At 61.4% G+C, this 21233-nt stretch carries 15 protein-coding genes; 4 read left to right on the forward strand and 11 right to left on the reverse strand.

Features of this window, described 5'->3' with window-relative positions:
- Positions 1-182 precede the first annotated feature (182 nt).
- Positions 183-1790 carry a glutamine-hydrolyzing GMP synthase gene (gene guaA, locus C1877_RS07630; protein ID WP_114568858.1) on the forward strand — a complete coding sequence of 536 codons (1608 nt, stop codon included), beginning with the start codon at positions 183-185 and terminating at the stop codon, positions 1788-1790.
- A gap of 617 nt (positions 1791-2407) precedes the next feature.
- Here guaA and C1877_RS07635 read toward each other — a convergent pair.
- Positions 2408-2821 carry a helix-turn-helix domain-containing protein gene (locus tag C1877_RS07635; RefSeq protein WP_114568859.1) on the reverse strand — a complete coding sequence of 138 codons (414 nt, stop codon included), beginning with the start codon at positions 2819-2821 and terminating at the stop codon, positions 2408-2410.
- A gap of 140 nt (positions 2822-2961) precedes the next feature.
- Here C1877_RS07635 and C1877_RS07640 point away from each other — a divergent pair, with 140 nt between their 5' ends.
- Genes C1877_RS07640 through C1877_RS07650 form a run of 3 tightly spaced genes read left to right on the forward strand, consistent with a single transcriptional unit; the run spans position 2962 to position 4668 of the window.
- The gene (locus C1877_RS07640) at positions 2962-3165 is read left to right on the forward strand and encodes a hypothetical protein (RefSeq protein WP_114568860.1); all 204 of its coding nucleotides are present in this window, start codon (positions 2962-2964) and stop codon (positions 3163-3165) included.
- Position 3166: 1 nt separating this feature from the next.
- Entirely contained in the window at positions 3167-4237 is a 1071-nt protein-coding gene (locus tag C1877_RS07645; RefSeq protein ID WP_114568861.1) for a site-specific integrase, read from the forward strand.
- A gap of 5 nt (positions 4238-4242) precedes the next feature.
- A complete protein-coding gene (locus C1877_RS07650) occupies positions 4243-4668 on the forward strand; it encodes a plasmid mobilization protein (RefSeq protein WP_114568862.1) in 426 nt (141 codons plus the stop codon).
- A gap of 3 nt (positions 4669-4671) precedes the next feature.
- Here C1877_RS07650 and C1877_RS07655 read toward each other — a convergent pair whose 3' ends face one another.
- From C1877_RS07655 to C1877_RS07700, 10 genes are all read right to left on the reverse strand, one after another.
- A complete protein-coding gene (locus C1877_RS07655) occupies positions 4672-5601 on the reverse strand; it encodes a DUF4268 domain-containing protein (RefSeq protein ID WP_114568863.1) in 930 nt (309 codons plus the stop codon).
- A gap of 60 nt (positions 5602-5661) precedes the next feature.
- Entirely contained in the window at positions 5662-6795 is a 1134-nt protein-coding gene (locus tag C1877_RS07660) for a hypothetical protein (RefSeq protein WP_114568864.1), read from the reverse strand.
- Positions 6796-6804: 9 nt separating this feature from the next.
- Complete coding sequence (locus C1877_RS07665) at positions 6805-9987, reverse strand: type III restriction-modification system endonuclease (protein ID WP_114568865.1); 3183 nt, start codon at positions 9985-9987, stop codon at positions 6805-6807.
- A 9-nt stretch (positions 9988-9996) separates the two neighbouring features.
- Positions 9997-11937, reverse strand: coding sequence for a site-specific DNA-methyltransferase (locus C1877_RS07670; protein ID WP_114568866.1), 1941 nt, complete (start codon positions 11935-11937; stop codon positions 9997-9999).
- Entirely contained in the window at positions 11938-12558 is a 621-nt protein-coding gene (locus C1877_RS07675) for a DUF4391 domain-containing protein (protein WP_114568867.1), read from the reverse strand.
- Positions 12552-15785 carry a helicase-related protein gene (locus C1877_RS07680; RefSeq protein WP_015760167.1) on the reverse strand — a complete coding sequence of 1078 codons (3234 nt, stop codon included), beginning with the start codon at positions 15783-15785 and terminating at the stop codon, positions 12552-12554. Before C1877_RS07680 ends, C1877_RS07675 begins: the two co-directional genes overlap by 7 nt.
- 4 nt (positions 15786-15789) lie before the next feature.
- Complete coding sequence (locus C1877_RS07685) at positions 15790-16002, reverse strand: YlcI/YnfO family protein (protein ID WP_015540564.1); 213 nt, start codon at positions 16000-16002, stop codon at positions 15790-15792.
- A 123-nt stretch (positions 16003-16125) separates the two neighbouring features.
- Positions 16126-16818, reverse strand: coding sequence for a class B sortase (locus tag C1877_RS07690; protein ID WP_015540565.1), 693 nt, complete (start codon positions 16816-16818; stop codon positions 16126-16128).
- A gap of 67 nt (positions 16819-16885) precedes the next feature.
- The gene (locus tag C1877_RS07695; RefSeq protein WP_114568868.1) at positions 16886-20656 is read right to left on the reverse strand and encodes a VaFE repeat-containing surface-anchored protein; all 3771 of its coding nucleotides are present in this window, start codon (positions 20654-20656) and stop codon (positions 16886-16888) included.
- Positions 20657-20666: 10 nt separating this feature from the next.
- On the reverse strand, positions 20667-21161 hold the full coding sequence (locus C1877_RS07700; protein WP_114568869.1) for a DNA gyrase: 495 nt from the start codon (positions 21159-21161) through the stop codon (positions 20667-20669).
- Between the last annotated feature and the right edge of the window lie 72 nt (positions 21162-21233).

Raw genomic sequence — 21233 nt, forward strand, 5'->3', positions numbered from 1 at the left:
ATGGCTCGATTTGATTATAAAGGCTGTCAGGCCGGCAGCTCACGCTGTTTTTTGTACAGTGCGCGTATATGAAGCTGCGACCTGCGCCGGAGACGGTGATTCGTGTAAGATGGGACGCTGAGAAGAGAGATGCGTATTGCGGGCGCCTCCGCTTGGCCGCCGCCCGTGCGAAGGAGAGCCCCATGCCTGCCACCCCATCCAGCCAGTTGGTCATCGTCGTCGATTTCGGAGCGCAGTACGGGCAGCTCATCGCCCGCCGCGTGCGCGATTTGCACGTGTACTCCGAGATCGTCCCGTGCGACATCACCGCCTCCGAGGTTGCCGCGCTGGCGCCGGCGGCCATCATCCTGTCGGGCGGGCCGGCCAGCGTGTACGCCGAGGACGCGCCGTCCATCGATCCGGACATCTTCGAGCTGGGCATCCCGATGCTCGGCTTCTGCTACGGGCAGCAGATCATGGCCGTGACGCTGGGCGGCACGGTCGGCCATACCGACGCCGGCGAGTACGGGGCGGCCTCCTTGACGCGCCGCGACGAGGGCGCGTCCGCGCTGTACGGCGAGACGCCCGTCGAGCAGACGGTATGGATGAGCCACCGCGACGCCGTGGCCGAGGTGCCCGCGGGCTTCGCGGTGACGGCCTCGACCGCCACGTGCCCCGTGGCTTCGATGGAGTGCGCCGAGCGCCGTTTGTACGCGACGCAGTTCCACCCCGAGGTGCGCCACACGCCGCACGGCGACGAGCTTTTGTGCAACTTCCTGTTCGGCATCTGCGGCCTCGAGGCCAGCTGGACGATGGACTCAATCATCGACGACGCCGTGGCGGCCATCCGCGCGCAGGTAGGCGGCGACCGCGTGATCCTGGGATTGTCGGGCGGCGTGGACTCCTCCGTGGTGGCCGCGCTGTGCGCGAAGGCCATCGGCAAACAGCTGACCTGCGTGTTCATCAACCACGGCCTGCTGCGCAAGAACGAGCCCGAAGAAGTGGAAGAGGTGTTCACGAAGCAGTTCGACGTGGACTTCGTGCACGTGCACGCCGAGGACCGCTACGCCGCGCTGCTGGCCGACGTTGTCGAGCCCGAGCAGAAGCGCCGCATCATCGGCTCGCAGTTCTGGAAGGAGTTCTTCGCCGTGGCGGAGGACCTCGCCGAGGGCGGCCGGCCGGTGAAGTACCTGGCCCAGGGCACCATCTATCCCGACATCATCGAGAGCGGCGCCCGCAAGACCGGCGGCAAAGCGTCCACCATCAAGAGCCACCACAACCTGATCCCCTTCCCCGACGGCGTGTCGTTCGATTTGATCGAGCCGTTGGATCACTTCTTCAAGGACGAGGTGCGCGCGCTGGGCACCGCGCTCGGGCTGCCCGACCACATCGTGCATCGCCAGCCCTTCCCCGGACCGGGCCTGGCCATCCGCATCATCGGCACCGTGACACGCGAGAAGCTGGAGATTCTGAAGAACGCCGACGCCATCGTCCGCGAGGAGCTGGACGCCTACAACGCCCGCGTGTTCGAGGAAACCGGCGACCGCAACAGCGAGCGCAGCGTATGGCAGTACTTCGCCGTGCTCCCCGACGTCAAGAGCGTCGGCGTCATGGGCGACGAGCGGACGTACGGCTACCCCATCGTCCTACGCGCCGTGGAGTCAAGCGACGCCATGACCGCCGACTGGGCGAAGCTGCCGTACGAGGTGCTGGCCCGCGTGTCCGGCCGCATCGTGGCCGAGGTGCCGGGGGTCAACCGGGTAGCGTACGACATCACCAGCAAACCCCCCGCGACGATCGAGTGGGAGTAAGCCAATAGGGCTTTGACCTGCACTTTTTAGTGCTGCACTGTGCCTCTGAGTTTCGTTTCGTACGAGGGTCACGGCAAAGCCACCAGCGACATTGGTGAGTAAATACGGTAATCGAGCCTCCGTTCCCGCGTTGGAACGGAGGCTTTTTCTTTGGCTTTTTACTCCCTTTCACCTGCGATTTCGCCATTTACTCCCCGTATTTCAAGATGGCAAAGCACTGGGCGGTATTCGGAGGAACGGGAGTAAGGATTCATCCCAAGTGAGTAGACGCGCGGTTTTTGTCCCCGAGGGCGAAACGGGGTCGTTTCGGGGCCCGTGAAACTCAAATCGAACTCAATGGGCGTTTTTGCGGTCTCCGCACGGCGTTTCCCCAGGTGGTTAATGGGGAGTAAAGAATCTCACCGTCTCAATGAAAACGGGAGTAACCAGGGGAAATGCCGCGGTGTGATGCCGTGTGCCGCCCTGTAAGCCACCGCGTCGTTTACTCCCCAGGTGCGCCGAAAATGCCTTTGCATGCAATGGGGAGTAAAAACTCAGCATACGCAGGTGCGAGCGGCGCTCACCGCCTAGCTTGGCGTTCTGATTCGGTTGCGTTGATTGCGAAATGCAGAGAGCCGCTACAGCGAGGCTTTCCAGTCCTCGTACTCGGCGGCGTCGATTTCGCCGTTCTCGAGCTGCGCGCGCTTCTCTGCCCACAGCTTGATCGCCATCGCGGCTTTGGGCGCGTGCGGCGCCTTGGGGTTCAGGGAGAGGCCCGAGCCGTCGGCTGCGGGCACGATGCCGAAGGAGTCCTCGAGCCGCACGAGCAGCGACATGAGGTCGCCCGCGGTCTCGACGCCGTAATCCTTGAGGGCGTTGACGGAAACGCCGAGCGCAGCGGAGATGGACTCGAGCAGCTCGGGCTTGACGGCGCGGATGCCGCTCTCATAATGGCGCACGGCCCCCTCGGTCAGTCCGACGGCCTCGGCGAGCTGCGCCTGCGTCATGCCCCGCAACTTGCGGTACCGCCTTATGTTCTCGCCTACGGACATGCGCCCACCTCCTGGAAATACGTACCAGCACATCTTATCAGCGTACGCAAATGTACGCAATTCTATTGACAGTACAGATATGTACGTTTACTCTCAATCTGTAAACCGTACGTATCCGTACGCTATTGATAGGAGGAGTCATGGACGAGAAGGTGGCGAAGACGCCGAGGCCGCACATGCTGGACGCCGACGAGGTCGCGGGGCTGTTGAGGATCAAGAAAGGCAGCGCCTACGAGGTGATCAGGAAGATAAACGCCGAGCAGGAGGCGCGCGGGCGCGTGGTGATCCGCGGGCGCGTCCGGAGCGACGTCTTCGACGCCCTGTACTTCCCGGAGGTGGACTGAGATGCCTGTTTATCAAGATGGGGACAACGGCACGTACTACGTGCAGTGCTACTACCGCGACGCCCGCGGCTCGAAGCGCCACAAGACGAAGCGCGGCTTCTCAACGGAGGTGGAGGCCGCCGTGTGGGAGAGCCAGTTCAAGAGCCTGCACGGCGGGGCAATGGACATGACGTTCTCCGACTTCGTGGAGGTGTACGCCTCAGAGGTGAAGCCCCGTATACGAGAGCATACCTGGATCACCAAGGAGTACATCATCAACGACAAGCTGGTGCCGTTCTTCGGGAACATGCGCATGTGCGACGTGAGGCCGATAGACGTCATCAGGTGGCAAAACGAGCTCACCGAGCACCGGGACGCCGACGGGAAGCCCTGGGCGCCGACGTACCTGCGCACGGTAAACAACCAGCTCAACGCCATCTTCAACCACGCCGAGCGCTACTACGGCCTCACCGACAACCCGGTGCGCAGGGTCGACAAGATAGGCTCGAAGAAGGGCGGCGAGATGCAGTTCTGGACCAAGGACGAGTACCTGAGGTTCAGCGAGGCCGTCATGGACAAGCCGCTGTCGTTCCACGCCTTCGAGCTGCTGTACTGGACGGGCATACGCTGCGGCGAGCTCCTGGCGCTCACTCCGTCCGACTTCATGCTGGATAGCTCGCGGCTGCGCATCAACAAGTCGTACCAGAGCCTCCACGGCGTTGACACCGTGACCGACCCCAAGACGCCCAAGTCGGTGCGCACGATCGTCATGCCAGCCTTCCTGCGCGACGAGATGGCGGACTTCATCGAGATGCGCGACGACGTCGCCCCCGACGAGCGCCTGTTCGCCGTGACCAAGCACTTCCTGGCGCACGAGATGAAGCGCGGGTGCAAGGCGTCGGGCGTGAAGCGCATCCGAATACACGACATACGCCACAGCCATGTGAGCCTGCTGATCGAGATGGGCTTCTCCGCGCTGGCCATCGCCGAGCGCATGGGCCACGAGGCGGTGGACATCACCTACCGATACGCGCACCTGTTCCCCACGAAGCAGGACGAGATGGCCGCCGCGCTCGACGGGGCGAGGGGGTAAGAAGGATGCCGTGCGAGAACAGCGCCCGCAAGCGCAGCAAGACGATGGCGTTCCGCTGCACGCCCGAAGAGCACAAGCTCATATGCGAGATGGCCGCCTGGAGCGGCATGAACAGGCAGGACTACATCATCGCCAAGCTGACCGATACCCAGGTCGAGGTGAGGCCCTCTGTGAGCGTTCAGAAGGCGCTGAAGGGCTCGATGGCGGAGTTAACCAAGGAAGTACGGCTGGCGGCCTCCTACGGCGAGCTGAGCGAGTCCCTACAACAGAGAATTGAGCACGTGATGAGGCTCTTCCTGGCGCTCGGTGAGGGGGTTGACGATTCGGTGTCTGAACCGTTGGAGCAGGCCGCACCTTTGGAAGGGCCAGTGACAGCCGTAATGGATGCAGAATCCAACACCGCAAGTATCTTCGGAATGGGACGCGGTTGACGCCTAAAGCCCCAGTTCGGCGATTAGCTTCTTCATGGCGAGAGCCCACTCGAGCTGCTCGGATATGAATCTCGGCCAGGCGGCCTCGTTGTTCTTGATCTTGCAGCCGTCTTTGTAGAAGCGAAGCCCCGATGCCTTCTTGGCGTCGAAGGGTGTGGCCGCAAGGCCGAGACGTTCTTCAAACAAATCGGTGTTGTCGATGGCCTTGTGGCCGATTTCCTTGTCGTCGGGTGCGTAGAACTCGATGCCGATTCTGCCGTGCTGCGTGTCTATGAGCAATGCGATATGGTAGGCGGACGTGCCGCAGCGCAGCGTCGTCCAATGGTCCTTCGAGGGCTTCTGCGGGTTGAACGCCTTCAAAAACTCAGGCGTCGCCTGGGCAACCTCGCGATACTTGGTCCAGTAAGACAGCTTGACGCGCTCGGTCTCTGAGAGGCCCTCGCTGAGTTTGATGGCCTTCGTCCACTCGTTAGGCTGCTCGACCACATTGAAGCGTGGGGCGGGCAGGGAGTCGCCGATGGACCACAGCTCTATCTCCACTAGGAAGAACCCGAAATCGCTGTCGGTGTGCTGGTTGAGCCACTCGATGGCCTGACGGTGCTCGTCGCGTGCGCGTGCCACCACCCATATGACGACCTCGGCGCCCTTGCCGGCGGCGTAAGTGATTACCTTGCCTAGGTGGTCGTGGTTGGTGTCCTCGAGTTGGTTCTCGATGATCACCTTGCGTCCGGTGCCGGCTTCCTGCGCATAGATGTCGACGTTGAACGAGCCCACTGACGACTCGGTCTCTATAAGCTCGAGCTCGATGCCGACTGCTGAGCTCAATATGGCAAGGTTGGGCTCCTCGGAGAGCCACTTGGTGAAGTCGAGAGCCTCGTGCGGCCACACATCGCGCAGATCGATCTTCTTTAGCTTGTCGAGATTGCATTTCATTGCATTCCTATCAAATCGTTGGCTCGCAAAGCGCCTCGTCCGCATCAATCGAAAATTGAGCTATACGCTATCGGCGGGCCAGCGCTTTCTCCAATTCTGCATCCGCGCGGTCTTCTCTGATGGATCCATTCCGCCAATCGACTTAAGGACATCCTGCGGCCCAACATTCCCGTTTTTGTGCTTCAAGGAGTCTTTTGCTATGTCGTAGGCAAGCTGAACGGACGTCGTCGCAGCAAAGGGTTTTCCCTTCCGCGCCAGATTGAGTGCTTCGGCGGCTCCGCTTATCGCGTTGTTGAACAGCTCGATGGCTTCCATCTGCCCGGACGTGTTTTCGATCAGATAGTCAACGCCGTCGTTTCCGACGCCGAACTCAACCTCTCCTTGTCTATCCTGCCTTCCGAAAGGCGTCTCTTTTCCAAGGCCTAAATATGGTGTCTGGACAATGCCTTGTCGAGCGGCGCTCGTTTCGAACATGCCGTTGCAGCATCTGATAATCGCAGCGTCTCTTACCTCATCGCCGTAAAGCGGGCAAAACGCAAGCAAGATCCAGTCAACTTGAGCCGATGCCTTCTTGAGAAGCTCATAGGCTTCGCAACTTATTGGGAACTGACCTGGAGATACCTTAGTCTCCTTAAAGCCATCATTGAGGAACCATTGGCGCAAATCCGTATGGATCTCGATCAGGAATCCTAGGCGGATATCGGCATTGGCGTCAATCTGCGTTATGTTCTCGCGATACGCATCGAGCTTGAACGCATGCCCGCGACCGTCTTTGCCGAACAGTCCCGCGTCGAGCGAAGTCCTGATGTCGTCAACGCAAGCGTTCGATTGCTCCCGTATCGCCCGGCTGATCAAATCGCCGAACCCTCGATAAGCCTCTTCTGCCAGAGCGTCCCTACAAGCTGCATCCTCGTGTTGCTTTCGAAACCGCTCTGCATCCGAAGAGAACCTCGCGGACTTGGATTCGGCCTTCTTGCCCTTCCCGATATGGTGGTCAACTCGGAAGTGCTCTATACCAATTATTCTATTTCCGCCTTCGGCCGTGATGAGAATATCGGGCCTATCGAATGGGCGGGCGTCGCCCGACAGTCGGGCGACGTTCCTTCTCGCCTCTCCGCCTTTTGCCCTCGCGGCTTTCAGCGATTGCTCATAAATGGAAAGTTCTGCCTTTTCCTGGTTCTCCTTATGACTCATAAGCGTTGCCTAGCTCATCCTGCCCATCACCTCGAGCAGGTCCTCGTACGTTGCCACGTTGTGGTAGCGCACGTCGCTGGTGCTCATCTCGTTGAAGAGCTTCTTCGCGCAAGCGATCTTGGCGTTTTCCACTCCGGAGAGCTCCAGCGTGTCCATGGTGCCCTTGGTCTCGGCGACGAAGAACACATGGCGCACGCTGCCCTCCTTGAATGCTATCGCCCAGTCGGGGGCGTAGTTGCCCACCGGTGTGGGGATCTGGAACGTTCGAGGCAGCTTGGCGTAGACCGCTACCTCAGCGGCGGCGTCCATGTCCTCGGCGAACCTGCGCTCGCCGTCGGAGTCGGGGAACACGAAGCGCTGGATGTTCTTCTTGGCTTCGTACGCCTTGCTCGCGTTGTCGGGCATGCGCTCGGTGAAAATCGCCTCGTCGTAGGCGTCGTCTATCTCGTGGTAGCTGATGTGCTCCACAATCATCGTCGCCTTCTCCGACACGATGAGCGCAGCGGCCTTCTTGATGAACTCCTCGGGGTTCACGCGGTAGAGCCCGAACACGTTGGCGTCGATGCCGGCGAGGATCGCCGCGGCGCTCCTGCGCGTGATGGCGGCGGCTTGCGCCACCTCGCCCACGAGGTCGTAGGTCACGCCCACGGACGCAGTGCCAGCGTCGACGTCGCGAGTCTCGGTCTGCGTACGGCCGAACGACGAGCCGCCCTGCACCTCGTCGCGCGTGGCCTGTGACTTCTGCCCGCCGACCGTCAGGGTGTACTGCAGCCTGCTCACGCGCAAATCGCTGTTGATGCGCTCTATCGACTTGCTCCTCAGCTCGTCGTCCGAGAAGCTCACCGTGTAGGCATGCTTGCGGTTGATGCGCGCCCACAGCTCCTTGAACTCGCGCTTGGCGAAGTTATCGGTCAGCGTGTTCTCGGTGATCTTCTCCTGGGCGCGCCCGATCATGCCGTCGAGCGCGTGCGCGTCGTAGACGCTTCTCACCAGCGCCTCGACCGCCTTGGCGTGTGCGGCGTCGGCGATTTGCTCGGGTAGCTTCACGACGAAGTACTCCACGAAGGTGCCGTCCTCTACGACCTTGCGGAACTCGGCGGTCGGCTTGTCGTTGTCGTCGATGAGGTCGCACTTGTAAAGAGCCTTGTAGATGCGCTTCGACTCTTCCTCGGTGAAGGAGACCGTCTCGCCGTCGAGCACGACGTCGCGCCCGCTGAACAGGTTCATCTCCACCTTCCTCGGGCGCTCGCGCAGGCTCTTGCTTATATCGGTCTGCAAATCCCTCACGAACGTCTCGTAGCTCTCCGACGCGATCACGGTGAGCGGGTTCACGCGGTGCACCTCGTCGGGTCCCAGCAGGGCGGCGTCCTGGCGGTTGCCGTCCTGGTCGACCGCCAGGCGCATGCCGCGGCCGACCTCCTGGCGCTTGCTCGTCTCGGAGCCCGATTCCTTGAGCGTGCATATCTGGAAGATGTTCGGGTTGTCCCAGCCCTCGCGCAGCGCAGAGTGGCTGAAAATGAAGCGCACCGGCTCATCGAACGAAAGCAGGCGCTCCTTATCGCGCAGGATCAGGTCGTAGGCGCGCTTCGCGTCGTCGTCGTTGATGCCGATGCCGTCCTCGCGCTCCGCCTTCTTCTCGGCCTTCGACTCGACGGCGTTGCCCTTCTTGTCCACAGAGAAGTAGCCGGAGTGCACCGAGCGCGCCTCGAATCGCCCGAGGTACTGCGCGTACGAGGGGTCGAGGATATCGTCCTGCGTGGGGTGCTTCAATCTGTCGGAGACGATGCCCTCGTACTCCTCCTCGAAGATCTTGCCGTAGCCCACGGTTTCGCCGTTGCCGGAGAGGTCGCGGTACTTCGCAACCTGGTCGATGAAGAAAAGGCTCAGGCACTTGATGCCGCGGCGGAACAGCGCCTCCTCCTTTTGCAGGTGGCTCAGGATCGTCTCGCGTATCTGTATGCGCTGCATGTCGTCGGCGGCGGAGTCGCCGTAGACCTCGCCGATGTAGATGCGCCCGTCGTCCCCGATGGAGCCATCCAGGAAGCGCACGTAGCCCGCGCGTCCGTCCTGGGGCGGGACCACGCCGTCGTTGCCGCTCGCGATGGTGTAGCCGCGGTACGCCTCGAGCCTCGTCGAGCCGCTGGCGTCGTAGATGCTGTCGCCCTCGCCGAAGCGCGCGGTCCTCTTGCGCACCTTGCCGCCAGACCCCATGCACTTGAACTCGATAACGGCCTCCGGTGCGCGGTTCTTGGACACCACGATGTCGCGCAGGTACAGGTAGCCGTCGGTACCGCGCATGTTCTTGAGGGCGAAGCCCTTCACCTCGATGCGCTTGACGAGTTTCTGGTTGTAGGCGTCCAGGGCGTCCAGGGCATACACCAGGTCGTGCTTCTCCTTGTGAGTCGCCGAATAGCTCAGCACGAACAGAGGGTTGAAGCGGGCGATGCCCTTCTGGGTCGCGCCTCCCTTCTTTCCCATCTTCTGGGGCTCGTCGCAGATGACGATGGGGCGGTTCGCAGCGATGACGTCGATGGGCCTGCGGCTGCTGAACTCGTCGCGCTCGTCGAAGATGATGCGCGCCGCCTTGTTCTTGGCGCCCTCCTTCATCGACGCGTTGAACGCCTGCATGTTGATGACCATGCAGTTGACATCGCTCGATTGGGAGTACGAATCCAGCTCGGTCAGGTTGTCCGAGTCGTATATGAAGAACCTGATCCTCTTGTGGTATTGGGAGAAGAAGTGCTCCTGGGTGTTCTCCAAGCTCTTGGCCACGCCCTCGCGGATGGCGACCGATGGCACCACCACGATGAACTTGCACCAGCCGTACAGGCGGTTGAGCTCGAGCATCGTCTTGGTGTAGACGTAGGTCTTGCCGGTGCCCGTCTCCATCTCGACGTCCAGCTGGCAAGCTCCCATGCCGCAGAAAAGCTCCTCCGACTCAGGGATCTGGTTGCGTCGCTGCACCGCGCGCACGTTTGCCAGTATGTCGGCGCCCGAAAGCGCGACGGGCGCGTTGGCGTAGCCCTCGGCGCTCTCGTCGCCGAAGTCGATCTCGCCCTGCGCGCGCTTGGGCTTGCGGCCCAGATCGCGCAGGTAGACGGAGGCGCCCTGGTTGGGCTGCCCCTCGAAGACCGAGGCCACCGCGTCTGCGGCGTCGGTTTGATACTGCTGTACTTTGAACTTGAACTTCATGTCGACGCCTTAAATCACTTGGGGAACGGTGTCGGGGCTGTAGGTGCGGAAGAGCTCCTCGTAGTTGGCGTGCGTGGCGTCGTCGGCCATGGACGAGTCGCGGATGACGGCGTACCAGGGCTTGGCTTTCGCCATCTCCTCGATGGTGTCGGAACCCACGTTCGCATCGAAGCATGCCGCCAATTTGTCGCCGTCAACGAAAAAGACCTTCCTGCCGGCGAGCATGCGCTCCTCGATCTTCGCTGAGTACGGGATGCCGAGTTTGGGCAGCACCTCGAAGAGCAGATCAAGGTCGGAGCGCCCCTCCTTCACGTTGTCGGCGAAGTCGAAGAGGCTTTCCTGGGCGGTCTCGCCAGGCGTGAGGTAGAAGTCCTTGAAGTTCGAGGAGTCGATGCGCAGCACGCGAAAGCCCAAATCAGGATAGGGTTTGGGCTCGGCACCGAGCTCGAGCTGCTCGTTTTCCTTGTCAATCTGAGCTTTAATATTCTTTCCTACAAGGCGAATTCGTTCCTCGCCGATTTCGCAAATCGTTTTGAATCCGTTTTCAGCTGCATTACTTCCTATGGGACACTTATCTGGTATTTGGACAAGAATGCTACTTCTTTCCCCCCCATCTTCCCTGTTAAGCTCGAAAACAGCCTGAGCGGTTGTCCCAGAGCCCGAAAAGAAGTCAAGCACCGTAAAACTATCATCAGGAATCATTCGAATTAAATACTTAACTAGAGAAGCAGGCTTGGTATATTCAAACAGAGGAAAGCCAAATAGGTCTTTTACTTCGTTAAATGCCTCATCGTTTCTCAAGACGCCACACTCGTCCTTGTTCAAGAGGTCGGAAGGCGCGATGTACTTTCCTGTGCTATCCAGATAGTAATAAAGGGTCACAAACTTAGGGTTTTTGAATAGAAGCCTTTGCCCGTTTGAAACTCGGTCGTTCAAGGTTTCTTGACTCCATTTAAATCTACCAGTTATATCAATATCGTTAGCGTTTATGCCGTCTCTAACGATAAAGTCCTTGTGAAGAGTTACGTATTTATCTCCATCGCCATATTTGCCAGCAGGGTATATGCCATCAGCGAACGTGCAGTCAATAACTCCCTTGGGAATCAAAAGCCGCGAATGGCCATTACCGCTATTGAACAATGGCGCGGCGGTATTGTATGAGTCGGGCCCTCGCAATCCTTCACAATTTGGAGCGCGGTAAGTAAGTACGTATTCGTATTTATTCCTTATGTATCTACTCAGTGTTGGTGCCTTGCTAGTTTTATTCCATTTGAAAATGCCAACGCGCATGCTAGCCCCAAATATCTCATCACATATTTTGATGAGATTCATCAGCTCATGTTCATCGATGCTTATGCATATGATGCCATCTGAGCTTAGGCAGTCCTTTGCGAGAACTAACCTCTGGTAAATCATCGAACACCATACTGAGTGAAACTTTCCATACCCTTCGGTATTGGTCACCATCTGATAGCCATTGGCCCATTCATCGCTTAATTGCTCGTAGTCTGCATCGTTCTGTCGAAAAGAATCTGGATATACAAAAGCGTCTTTGCCGGTGTTATATGGGGGATCGATATAAATGAAGCGCACCTTGCCAGCATAGGTTTCCTTCATTATCTTCAAAGCATCAAGGTTGTCGCCCTCGATGTAGAGGTTCTCCGTGGTGTCCCAATCTTTAGACTTGTCCGGCTCGGGAATCATCGTTTTGTAGATAGGGCGGCGCGCCTCGGCCTTGGCCTCGCGCTTACCAGGCCAAGTGAACTGATAACGTTCGCGCTGCCCCTCAGCCACATCACCCAGAAGATCGCGCAGCGCGTCGAAGTCCACGGCACGTGCAAGCTCACCGTCGGTGTTCTCTACCTCGGTCACCACCTGAGGGAACAGCCTGGCAATCTTCTCGATGTTTTCAACGGCACCGTCGGGCGTGCCTAGCTCGATCTTTTCCATCTATCTGCCTTCCTCTATGGCGGCGATCTGCCGCTTGAGTTCCTTTGCCTTGTCGAAAAGCGCGTTCTTGCGCGCCACCTGCCGTTCTTTGCGCCCGCGTGCCTCTATGCGCGCAAGTTCTTCGTGCAGCGCCTTAAGCTTCGCATCTGCTTCGAAGCGCTCCTCTACGGTTTCGGACCCGCCGCCTACGTCGTTGTAGACCACTTGGGACGCAAGCGAATCCCACACCGCGTCAACGTCGCTTACGTTCACGTCGAGCGTGAGGCAGTCAAGTGAGCACCAGGATCCAACGACGAGCCTCTTCAGCATCACCGCTAGGCACGCCTCGCCGCCGTGGGTGCAGACGAACAGCAGCTTATGAGGGTTCGTCTGAGCCACAAGTGCCAGCACTTCTTCGGGGACGCGACGGCTCTTGAGCGCCACTTCCACCACGAGCACCTCGTGCACGCGCTCGCCGTCGGGGATACCGGTCGTGGAGGTCTTTATCGAGTTCGCGATCACGAAGCGCTCGACGTCGTCGATGAAGGACTGGCGCAGCGCGGCGCTCACCTTCAGGCGGCCGTAGAAGGCCTCCTTGGGTATGCGGCGGCCCACCTCGGTCGTGCTCGGAAGCCCTAGCATCTGGGCTTCACCACCAGGAAGCACACCAGCTCGAAGTCGTCGAGCCCCTCGATGTCGTTCTCCAAGAAGCTCGTCGTGCCGCCGCCGAAGAAGCTGTCGATGTCGGACGCCTCCTTGGAGTCTACGATCGAAGCCACCGCGTCGCGCAAGAGCCCCGCCTCGCGGCGCATGTCACGGCCGTTCTTGGTCTCGCGGTTGTAGGCACGGCACAGCGCCATGTCGGGCTCGGAATTGCCGCGGCACAAAAGGCGCATGTCGTCGAGCACCGCCTTGGGCTCCAGGTGCCCGTGAATTACGGAGCCGTCGGACCCCATGCGAACCACGTAGAACGGGTGCAGGTGGTTCGCGCCGTCGCGGTCGATCCTGCTGTTGACGTTGCGCAGCACGAAGATGACGCCTGGCTCGTCGCCCTCCACCACGGCGTTGATGCCGCTCGGAAGGCGGTCGATGTCGGGGTTGTCGCGGTAATAGCCTACCAGGTCCATGCGGAACTCGTTGAGCCCCAGGTCGGTGATGGACACGCCGCCCGAGACGTCCTCCAGGTCCACGACCTCGTCGCGCATCTGCTCGAGCTGCTGGCGGCGGTACTCCAGGTCCCCCGTCTCGTCGGCGTTGATGTAGTCGTCGTCGCCGGTGGACGTCATCACGGTGATGCGCATGCGCTCCTCGACGCGCGCCTTGAGCTTGATGTACTCGTCAAGCTCGACGTCCGGCCAGTAGTTCACCAGCTGGATGCGGTCATTCTTAGAGCCGATGCGGTCAACGCGGCCGAAGCGCTGCACGATGCGCACGGGGTTCCAGTGGATGTCGTAGTTCACCAGGTAGTCGCAGTCCTGGAGGTTCTGGCCCTCCGAGATGCAATCGGTGGCGATAACGATGTTCACGTCGCAGCCGGAAAGCTGAGGCGCCACCACGTCGCGCTCCTTCGACGCGGGCGAGAAGCAGGCGAGCACCTCCTGCATGTGCGGGGGCACTGCCTTTATCGTGCAGGCGCAGCCGTCGCCCGTGACCTTGGCGCACTCGAGGCCGAGCTCGCGCTTCGCGAAGGCCGAGACGTTCTCGTAGAGGTAGTCCGCCGTGTCTGAGAACGCGGTGAACACGAGCACCTTGCGGTTGCCCGGGTTGATGGGGCCTTGCGACTTCTCGCGGATCTGCTCGCACAGCTCGATGAGCTTGGCGTCGTGGGCGGGGTCGATGTCGCGCACCATCGAGATCAGGACCTCGATGACGGCGACGTCCGCCTCGATGTCGCGCTCCCAGCTCATCCAGTCCATGTCCTCGACGAGGATCTTCGTGGCGCCGCCCACCTCGAAGCCGCTCTCGTCGTCGGGGTCGAAGTCGAACCCGCCCGGCAGGTCGCCGTCGGCCACGCTGGCGCCCGAGGCGAGGCCCCTGCGGTAGTCGTCTATGGTCTCGAGGGCGGCGCTCATCGCCGCCAGTACGCGTTCGAGCGTCAGGCGGAACGAGCACACCGAGCTCTCCAGGCGCTTGAGCAGGTTCGTCGTCATGAGGCGGCGCACGCCCGTCTCGCGACCGCCCAGCGTGAGGTTTCCGCCGCCGCCCATCTTCGCGTACTTCTCCATCTTGCTGGGGTGCACGTACGAGCTAGGCATGTACACGGCGAGCGCGAGGGAGTCCAGCTCCTCGTATATCTCGCGGTAGTTGATCGCGTTCGCCAGCGTCGAGAGCTTGGGCCGCTTCGATATCGGCGGCAGGCGCTTCGGGAAGGGCCCGATGGCGCTCATGTCGTAGTAGCGCTGGATGTGCTTGCGGCTGCGCGCCACGGTCACCTGGTCGAGCACCTCGAAGAAGTCGTAGTCGAGCATGTCGGTGAGGGCGCGGGTCGTCCGCTGCTCGCCGGGCAGCTTCGACCAGCGGGCGTAAACGGTCTGCGCGTTGCGGAACACCGTCTCGATGTCGTTCTCCAGGCGCAGCTTCTCCGACCAGCCCGTGGGGTCGCCCCAGTATGCCAGGGCGAGCTGGTTGCGCAGGTCGCGGAAGCGGTTGTTCACGGGCGTGGCCGAGAGCATCAGCACCTTGGTCTTCACGCCCTGCTTGATGACCTTCTCCATAAGCAGCTGGTAGCGGTTCATCTTGTCTTCCGACGCCGAGTCGCCGCCGTTTCGGAAGTTGTGGCTCTCGTCGATGACGACAAGCCCGTACGCGCCCCAGTTCAGGCGGTCGAGGGGCAGCCCAGTCTCCGACGTGCCTCGCGTGCGCGAGAGGTCGGTGTGGTAGAGCACGTCGTACTGCAGGCGGTCGCCCGCGATGGGGTTGTTCACGACGTTCGAGTTGTAGGTTATCCAGTTGTCGCGCAGCTTCTTGGGGCACAGCACGAGCACGTCCTTGTTGCGGCTCTCGTAGTACTTGATCACGGCGAGCGCGGTGAACGTCTTGCCAAGGCCCACGGAGTCTGCCAGGATGCAGCCGTTGTAGGTCTCGAGCTTGTTGATGATGGCGAGCGCCGCGTCCTTCTGGAAGTCGTAGAGCTTGTTCCAGATGAGGCTGTCGCGGAAGCCCAGCCCCTCGTTGGGCAGCACGTCCTCGGAGACGTCGTCCAGGAACTCGCTGAATATGCGGTAGAGCGCCATGTAGTAGATGAGCTCTGGCGCGTTTTCTTGATACATTGCCGTGATGCCGTCGATGACGGCGTCGGTGACGTCGTGGAGCTCGCCCGAGTCCCAGGCGTCGTCGAACTGCTTGAGCAGGGCGCGCGACTGGGAGGCGTCCAGGCGCATGGTCACATCGGGAGCTTCCGCGGAGTTGTCGCAGCCGAGCTTGCGCGTGGTGAAGCCGTCGAAGGGCATGTAGGCCACGTTGTCGTCGGTCTTTTCCACGTTCAGAAAGCCGCTCATACGCCCCTCGCCCTCGAAGGAACGGAAACGCGCCTTGCGGCGGATCCAGTCGGCGCACTCGGTCGCGACGGCCTTCTGCGTGAGCTCGTTGCGCAGCTTGATCTCGAAGTCGGTGCCGCAAAGGCCCTGCTCTCGGGAAAGCCGCGGGATGTAGAATTCGCGCTTCTCGCGCGGGGGGCGCTGCTTGGTGAACGCCTGCGACGTGAAGACGAAGCGCAGCTCGTCGATGCCTTCAAGCTGGGTTGCGAGTTCCTGATAGGCGTACATGGAGAACACCGACGCGGCTATCGCCACGCGATCGCCGTCGGCTATATTGGCGACAAGGTCGTCCTTGACGATGCGCGCCCTGTTGTCGAAGAAGTCGGGTTGCACGCCTCTATGCCCCCTTCTTCGCAAGCTCTTCGATCATACAGGTGCGCACGAAGGCGGAGAAGCTCATGCCCCGCAGGGCCGCCTCCTCTTTCGCCGCGTCGCGCAGGGTATCGGGGATGCGCAGAGTAACGGACACCTGGTCACCATCCACAAGGTAACTGCGAATTTCGGTTTGGCTTGGATTAGCGTCTATGAGTTGCTTGTACGTCGTCGGCATCTGTGCCCCTATCGCTCAAAATGCAATACAAATGCGTTTCTGAGTATTATACCGCCCGATATCATAAAAATTGCCGGAAGAAGCATTCAAGGGCGAGTATTCGCAGATGAGCGTTCCGCTATCTCATCGATTCGGCACCGCATACACGATGGCTCGGGAATTGGCCGCCTGATAGGAGCAGGTCGTGAACGCGAATACCTTGCTTTCGCCGTCGTATTTGCGCAGGACAACGTCGCTCTTCGCGACCTGTTTCGCAACCGCTTCCGCATCGCCGAAACTCGGGCACATGGTTTCGTATCTCGCATCCACCACGTCGACGGCGATGACCGAAAGATTGTACGAGCGGCCATCACGTGTGTACAGGTCGATTCTCGAATGACCCCTGGCAAACGATTCGTCGCTGTACTTCGCAAAATCCGAGAACACGCCGCCGTCCGACATGTTGTGCCCGTAGATCGGGACGAGAAGCGACCCTTCCGTGCAGTCGGCGTCGATGTATGGGGTGCCGTAGCCGCCTTGGCCGAGCGCATCGAGAAAGAGATAAGCGTTCGGGTTCTGCTTGTCGGCCTTGACTACAGGCTGGCTTATGCTCGTGTTGGGCACCTCCACCCACGCGACGATTTCCTGGGACAAGCTGTCCCAGTCGATTCCCCGGGGCTCCTCATGCTCGCTTTCCTCTGATACGGCGCCTTCGAGCGACCGTGCGATCTTGGCCTCGTCGCTGTCGTCCGCGGCGATCCAGGTGCATAGCGCGGCGACGGCGAGCGCGGCAAGCACTAGGCCGAGCGCCTCGGCGATCTTCTTCATCTTCTTCATTTACGCTCTTTCCAATAAAGAAGGCGGGCCTCGATCGAAGCCCGCCTGAACTTGCGGCGATTTGTTGCTACTCGACAGGTTCGGCGGTCGGTTCCTCAACCTCTTCGCCGGCCTTCTTGCGACGCTTCGCCGCGGCGTAGGCCGCGCCGGCCGCACCGCAGCCCACGATCACCGCCGCGCTTGCCGCAGCAGCCACCTTGGCCGCATCGGCGCCCGTCTTGGGGTATCCCTTGCCTACGGGGTTTTGGGGAACATCAGGCTCCGGAAGCTCGATGGTCTGACCCTCGTCTCCGATGTCCTCGTGCTTCGCGATGACGTTGTCGCCGTCGTCGGCGAGCTTCTCGAAGAACACGAGGGACTTGCCAGCTAGGTCAGCGGTATCGAGCTCGAACACGGCCTCAACGGTGCCGTCGGGCGCCTCGGGCACGAAATTCGTTTCGATCACCATCGGGTTGCCGGCGGCATCCTCAACGGGCTCGCCGGTCGCCTTGTCCACCAGCGTGGTGAACAGCTTGTAGCGGCTGCCGGGGGTCAGCCCCTCGAAGCCCACCTCGTCCACGAGCGTCGCGGATTCGCCCACGGTGCCCTGGTTTGTGCCGGTTTCCGCATCGTGGGCCTTGGTTGCGATGTCGACGACGTTGACGGTCTGGCCCTCGTCGTCGATGTCCTCATGATTCATATAGATGCTGCCTTCGGCGTCGTGCATCGCCTCGAACGCAACGAGCGAGGCGCCTGCGAGGCCGGATCCGTCGAACTTGAACTCGATGTCAACAGACCCCTCGAAGCCCTCCGCCACGAACTCCTTCTCGGCCGTGATCTCGTTGCCCTCGGCGTCGAGCACGGGCTGGCCGGTGGCTTTGTCCATGAGCTTGCCAGTTACTTTGTAGGTTTCGCCGGGGATGCATCCCGTGTAGGCGACGCTGTCGACGATCGACATGCCGCTGCGCGCCTGGCCCTCATGGGTGCCGCTGTCGCCGTCGGCCGCGGTGGTGCCCATGGTCTTGGGCATGTTCTCGACCACGATGGCGAGCTTGGCTTGCATGGAATCGCCGTCGAGCGTGGCCATGCCCTGGTCGTTCACCTCGAAATCGTGGGTTTTGGCGTTGCCGTCTTCGTCGACGTCGCTGATCACGTAGCCCTCCGCCGCGGCTACCTCCTGCAGGTGGTAGCTGCCGTGCTTCAGGTACTTGAGGTCGATGACGCCACTTTCGTCGGTTTTCAGGGTCTGGTCGAAGTCGCCCGCATCGCTCCAGACGCGGAAAACGGCGCCCTCGATAGGCGATTCACCGTCGAGCGAATCCACCTTGGCCAGGCGCAATTCGGTCGGGGCATCGGTCACGTCAATCTGCTCGTCGAACACCGAGACCTCCTGGCCCTGGTAGGTCAGGGCAACGCTTTTCTCGGCAACGTCGAGGGCGTAGCCGTCTTTGACCTTCGCCTCGTATACGGTGTATGTCCCCAGGTAGAGCGGCTCGCTAGTCGCGCGTCCGTCCGCGCCGGTGGTGAGCGTCGCCACGATTTGGCCATCCATGTAGCGCAGGGTTCCGTCGGGGGTGGAGACGTCGCCTTCGGCCTTCACGATGTAGGTGGAGCCGTCGACGGGCGACCCCGTCTCGGAGTCGGTCTTCGAGACGGTTACGATGCCTTTCTGGGGCGCGTCCTCGAAAGTCAGGACGATCGGATCGTCCCATCCACGGTAGTCGGCGGAAACCGTGAAGGCTGCCGGCTCGGAATCGAGGACGTAGCCCTCGGGCGCTGCGACCTCCTTCAAAAAGTAGCACCCCTCCCCCAAAACCATCGGCAAGGTGAGCTCGCCGCGCTCGTTGGTGGTCCACGTGCTCACGACCTCCTCGTCCGGGTAATGGAGGGTATAGGTGACGAGATCGCCGTCGGCGTCATACAGCTCGAAGCTCGCCGCAAGCGGAATCCGCTTGCCGGTTTCGGCGTCGGCCTTGACCACCTTGAGCGGCGTTTGCGGGATCTTGTTGCTCACCAGAACCGGCGGATCGTACTGCCCTTCGTCGGAGATCGTGACCTTGAAGTCATCGATGGGAAGGAGGGTCTTGCCGTATTCCGCCTTGAACTTCGCGGCGACGTCGGCGGGGATGACCTCGTGCACGAAATAGGTGCCGTACGCCAGCGCCGCGCTCCAGCCCTCGGGCTTCGCCCAGCCGTTCGCATCGGCGTTGCTGTCTTTGGTGGTGGCTAGCCCGTTCCCGTCGGTCGTTATGGTGCACACGACGCCGCCGGGCGCGATCTCCTCGCCGGTTTCGGGGGAAACCACCGGGTTCGCCGAATCATTGATCAGCTGAAACTCGACGCCGGGGACGAGCACGCGCTTGGCGTCCTGCGGCATGTCGCCTGCGCCCTCGGAGTAGATCGACACCGGCACCTCCTTGACGAGGCGGTAGTCGCCGCGTTTCACAGTGTCCTTCGCCACGGGCGAGTTGTAAGTCGAAACGGCTTCGATGCGGTCGTTGTCCGACTCTACCTTAACGAGATGCGTTTCGGGCGCATTGCCTCGGCCGTCGTCGAGGTTGTAGCCGCAGGGCGCCTTCGTCTCGGTCACGAGGACGGTGCCGAGCGGGATGACCGGCGTCGTCCCGTCGGATGCGTAGTAGAACGCATCGCCGGACACCTTGGAATCGCTGTTCAGATGGGCCTTGCCCTCGTTGTCGGTCGCAAGGACCCAGGTGCGCTCAGGCGAGCCCGATGCGCGGGCCTCGTCGGCCGAGGAGTAGATCCCCTTGTAGTACTCGACGGTGAACTCGGCGCCGCTGAGAGCGGAATCGCCCTGGGGCTGGGCCTTTTCGGTGGTGGCGTCTGCCTTGGCTACGACAACGTCGACGGCGTTCGACTGCGGCGTGTCCTGAACATGCCCGGCCGCAACGGTGGCGGCCTTGTCGGACTCGACCGTCACCGCGTAGGCGGCCTCGTCGATGGCGAACCCAGATGCGGCCTTAGACTCCTTGAGCCAGTAGTCGCCGGGCTCCACCTCGTCGATCCTGCCGCGGCCGGAGTCGTCAAGGGCCATCACGGACACCGCCTGCGTGCAGGCCTCGTCCGAATAGAGCATGTACTCGGCCGCAAGGGAGTACGCGTCGTTGCCGCTGCTCATGGCATCGTTGCCCGACTGCTTCTCAAGCTCGACGCTGCCGTAGGGAGTGTAGCTGAACGAGACGATCATCTGCGAGAAACTTCCCGTGTAGAGCTGGAACGCCTTGAAGGACTGCTTGACCTCGCCCATGCGCGAGCACATGAGGCGTCCCGTGGCGTCGCCGTTGATCACCGAGCCGCTGTCGTCGAAGCCGAGCACGTTCTGCTGGCACCACGAGCGGAACGCCTGGGTGCACCCATGCATGGCCTGGTCGCCGTTTGAGCTGTACGTGTCGGACAGGATGATATGCGTGAGCGCTGCGTAACGTGCGTCGTTCATCGGCGTGCCGTCGTACCAAGCGCCGGGCCACATGGAGTAGTCGAAGCCCGGACCGCCCCATCCGAACCACAGGTCGGCGGCGGCTTCGGCGTCGCGGCCTGACGCGGTGCTCAAAGGCGCCTTCTCGTAGCCGCCCTCGGAAGGCGTCGCCTTGGAGGGCTGGGCGCAGTAGGCCATCTGGCCGTCTGCCCACATCCACGTGGTGAAGAACCCCGCGTAGGGGATGTTGCCGCCCACGCTCAGGTAGGCGGTTTCCGCCGCGTGCGCCTCCTTCGCGCCGAGCGATGATAGCACGCCAGCAACGCTCGACGCTGCGAGCAAGAGGGCGAGCAGGCAGCGAGCGAGCTTCCCGCGCACGTCTTCGGGGCTCGCGGCCCGGGCTGCTTCCTTGCTTTCATCCATGATGCACCTCCTAGCGGTCACGGGAGTCGAAAGGGGCATGTTCGTTGGCAAGCGCCGATGCGCCGCTTCGGGCGTCGCTCGCGCGCTGCGCCAGGGTGCGCTCGTCGCGCGTCTTGGACTGCGCCTGCAGGTAGCGGCTTCGCGCCTCGTCGAGGGCGCCCTTGATCTGCGCCGGCATCGCGTAGACGGTGTCGCGCATAGGCTTGCCGTCTTCGCCCATCACGGGTTTCCCTTGGTCGTCGAGCAGGGTCTTCGAAAGCCGCACCTCTCGGTTGGCGAGCAGCGGGATGTCCCGGTAGTCTTCCCCCTTGAAGCGCGAGGGGTTCACGAAAAGCGGGTTGAACTGGTAGTAGCCCACGTCGGTTCCGTCGATGACGGTCCCTTTGGGCAGCGTCACCGAGTTGAACGTCCTCGTCTCGCCCGTGGCGCGGTCGGCGTACTCGATGCCGGTGCGCACGAAGTCCTTGTGGAGCGTGACGTAGACGTTCTTCTTGTCTTCGCTCATTGCTGTCTCCTTTGCATGTTCTTGGATTTTTGACTCAAGGCCGGGTGTGGAAGGGCCTTGCATTGCGCGGCC

It is taken from the genome of Gordonibacter pamelaeae, assembly GCF_003340385.1.
Lineage (GTDB): Bacteria > Actinomycetota > Coriobacteriia > Coriobacteriales > Eggerthellaceae > Gordonibacter > Gordonibacter pamelaeae.